This is a genomic window from Candidatus Nitrosotalea bavarica, assembly GCF_900167955.1.
Taxonomy (GTDB): Archaea; Thermoproteota; Nitrososphaeria; order Nitrososphaerales; family Nitrosopumilaceae; genus Nitrosotalea; species Nitrosotalea bavarica.
Window position 1 is genome coordinate 70,640 of the sequence record NZ_FUYK01000008.1, and the last position, 3,097, is coordinate 73,736.

Below are 3,097 nucleotides of genomic sequence, written 5' to 3' on the forward strand. Positions count from 1 at the left end.
GGAACTGTTTGATTGGTAACTACTTGAACTGGAACTGTTTGATTGGTAACTACTTGAACTGGAGCTGACTGAGTAGCAACTGCTTGAACAGTAGATGATGGAATAGAATCTGATTGAACAGCAACTGCTTGAACAGTAGATGGTTGAGTGTTAGATGATTGTGTTGTAACTGTTTGAACTGGAACTGATTGTATTGCAACTACTTGAACAGTAGATGATGGAATAGAATCTGATTGAACAGCAACTGCTTGAACTGGAGCTGACTGGGTAGCAACTGATTGAGTTGCAACTGCTTGAACAGCTGAAGAACCAGATGTACCTAAAGATGACTGGTATGCTACAGATTGAATGACAGGTGTAGCTGTTGTATTTACATCAGAGACACTATAAGTAGTAGCATTAACACTGTCTGCAAAAGAATTTGGAAAAGTATACTGTGAAAACATTAAGAGTGCTGTAAATACAAAGAAGAGAATTACTTTGTTGTTCATGCACACAATACGTTGATGAGTTAATAAAAAATTGTGACACATTGTTACTGAACAATGTTATTGATCATTAGGAAACTAATGATTGGTACCCAAACTATAAATGCGATGACTAGTTCCGGTATGAGAGGATAAGCAAGTCAATTTCGAATTACTCGCTTAGGATGGGAATTCTACCCTATCATTAACGATTTTCATGCCTAAAAAGTGCATATTTTATACCAAAAACGACTAGAAATTGATCCGTTTCATGTTTATGATTTGGACTGATAATTCCTACTCTATCTTTTAATCTAATTATGTGTTATTTTGTGGCAGAATTCCAATGATAGACAAGATAATTACAATTGTCATATACTTGGTTTGGCATTAATTGCATACAATGGAGTAGATGTCAGCAAATATTATCAAGACTTTGTTATAATCCGAGACAAAGCTCAACCCGTTGCAGATAATTAGTCCAAAAGGTGTTGACAGATGCAAGTCACTTTGATCTCAAAGCCAAAATTGATCAGTTAGCTGGACAAAAACTTGCATAACTGTTTACGAAAAATCTTTTACATTATATTATAACACAAAATATTTTTTTCAAAAAACTTTTCTAGAAATATTTTAAATGATCAAGAACTTTGTTAGCGCACATTTAGTAGTAATTCTTTATTAACTTCTTAACATAATTATGACGAAAATGAATTCTCACAAAAACAAATTCCAAATATTGTCACTAGGGGCAATTCTTGGAGTTGTAATTACTGCATCACTTGTATCATCAAGTGCATTTGCAGATAGTGGGGGTAAGTACAATGGCCAAAGATTTGCAAACATGACATCTTATGCAAACCAACAGTCTGCAGGTATATCATATCATGCAAACCAACAGTCTGCAGGTATATCATATCATGCAAACCAACAGTCTCAAAGTACGACATCCCACACAGACCAAAAGTTTGCATATACAGTATATCATGCAAACCATCAATCTCAAAGTATAACATCCCACACAGACCAAAAGTTTGCATACGTACCATGGCATGCAGACCAAAAGATCGCCAACATTGTGTCTCATATCGACCAAAAGATTGTAGACAGGACAGTTTCTGTAGATCATAGAATTCAAGATGTGATGTCTCACACAGACCAAAAGTTTGTAGATAATACCTTGCGTACAGACCAAAAAATTGTCAACATTGCAACTCATGTAGACCAACAGCCGGTAGACAGATCAGTTACAGTGCAATACTCACCATCTACAACATACGTCAGTTACGGAACATCTCCTACACCATCTACGCCAACTGTACCAACACCAGTTCCAATACACAATGATAAAATTCCAAATTGGGTAAAAGATGTTTTTGCCTTTTACTTGGCGGGAAAATTGTCTGACCATGACCTAATCCACACAATACAGTACCTAGTAAGTCAAGGAATAATCAACGCATAGATTATTCCCATTCTTCATTATTTTTCATCATGAAAGCAACTACATCGCTTAGATAGATGTCTGTTGCAGCCAATTATCTTGTGATCTTTGCATCCACACAGGACACACTTTTTTTCCATGATGTATTATTTCATTGCTAAAGATAATATCTTTTGTTGATGTGTTTTAGTTCAAAAATCAAAACTTTAGCTATTATACTTTAGGTAATTTCATATTATGATTTAACACCAGCATGGCACTGAACAAAAAAATTCTAATTATTTTCGCCATAATTGTTATATCCGTACTAACTGCAGCATATTTTCTGCCTAGTTACAAGAGTACAGTTAACCAAACTACCAACTCAACAAAAGTTTTCAATCAGACTGCAATGTTGGAACGTGGCAATATGGCAATGGGCTTTAATCAAACTATGATACATCATCATTTCATGTCTACTGCAACAGGTGGGGAGATTATGATAATGTCGACTAACCAGAGTGATGTCAAAACCATTAATGAGATAAGATCTCATGTAAAAGAGATTCAATACGAATTTTCTGCAGGAAATTTCACAAAACCATTCTATGTACATGCTCAAATTGTTCCAGGCACTGATATAATGACAGCAAAAAAGGATTTGATCAATTATTCAATAAAAGACATTGACGGCGGTTCTATTCTAGTATTAACCACCAATGATACCAAACTTCTTGATGCAATACAGCAATTCATGAATTTTCAGTCTAGTCAACATATGGATCATTAAACAAAAATTATGCCATTACACTTGGCTTCAAACTCTCGAAATTTTTAGTTCTAGTCTAAACTCTTCATAAAATCTTGCATTCGCTGCATGCTCTTGTAGTTTAACATTAATTCATTTAGATAATTCTCTTCTTTGATGCATACTATTTTTCTTACTCCTTCCTTGGATTGATCCTTTTCAGTCAAATCTTCACTTTTACATTTTATTTCATTCATGTTTTATACACTAAACCTGACTGTATTATCTCCATGTTTTCTATTTTGAAAATACATCTAGTACCAACTCTAAAAAATAGAAACTAGACCTGTACTAAATTAGGCCATGATGACACTTTGTCAGTTAAATTTAATGCAATGTGAACCGTATTTCACACCTGAAATTAAAAACCAATTATTTTAGTGATATTCATGACATCAT

The 3,097-nt window shown here is 34.2% G+C and carries 3 protein-coding genes and 1 pseudogene; 2 read left to right on the top strand and 2 right to left on the bottom strand.

The genetic code is table 11. The annotated features are described in order from the left end of the window. Positions 1-491 (bottom strand): annotated as a pseudogene (locus tag C0Q33_RS09280) (hypothetical protein); the annotation flags it as partial. Positions 492-1,176: 685 nt separating this feature from the next. Here C0Q33_RS09280 and C0Q33_RS06160 point away from each other — a divergent pair. Together C0Q33_RS06160 and C0Q33_RS06165 are read left to right on the top strand one after the other, a co-directional pair. Then, positions 1,177-1,932 (top strand): hypothetical protein, encoded by a 756-nt coding sequence (locus tag C0Q33_RS06160; protein ID WP_101477726.1) that lies wholly within the window; start codon positions 1,177-1,179, stop codon positions 1,930-1,932. A gap of 232 nt (positions 1,933-2,164) precedes the next feature. Beyond that, entirely contained in the window at positions 2,165-2,680 is a 516-nt protein-coding gene (locus C0Q33_RS06165; protein ID WP_101477727.1) for a hypothetical protein, read from the top strand. A gap of 50 nt (positions 2,681-2,730) precedes the next feature. On the opposite strand, the gene C0Q33_RS09285 is transcribed toward C0Q33_RS06165, so the two are convergent. After that, positions 2,731-2,895, bottom strand: a complete 165-nt coding sequence (locus tag C0Q33_RS09285; protein ID WP_165776456.1) for a hypothetical protein — start codon at positions 2,893-2,895, stop codon at positions 2,731-2,733. Positions 2,896-3,097 lie beyond the last annotated feature (202 nt).

Coding starts and splice junctions, on each gene's coding strand:
- C0Q33_RS06160 (WP_101477726.1), top strand. CDS start 1,177: ATGAATTCTCACAAAAACAAATTCCAAATATTGTCACTAGGGGCAATT.
- C0Q33_RS06165 (WP_101477727.1), top strand. CDS start 2,165: ATGGCACTGAACAAAAAAATTCTAATTATTTTCGCCATAATTGTTATA.
- C0Q33_RS09285 (WP_165776456.1), bottom strand. CDS start 2,895: ATGAATGAAATAAAATGTAAAAGTGAAGATTTGACTGAAAAGGATCAA.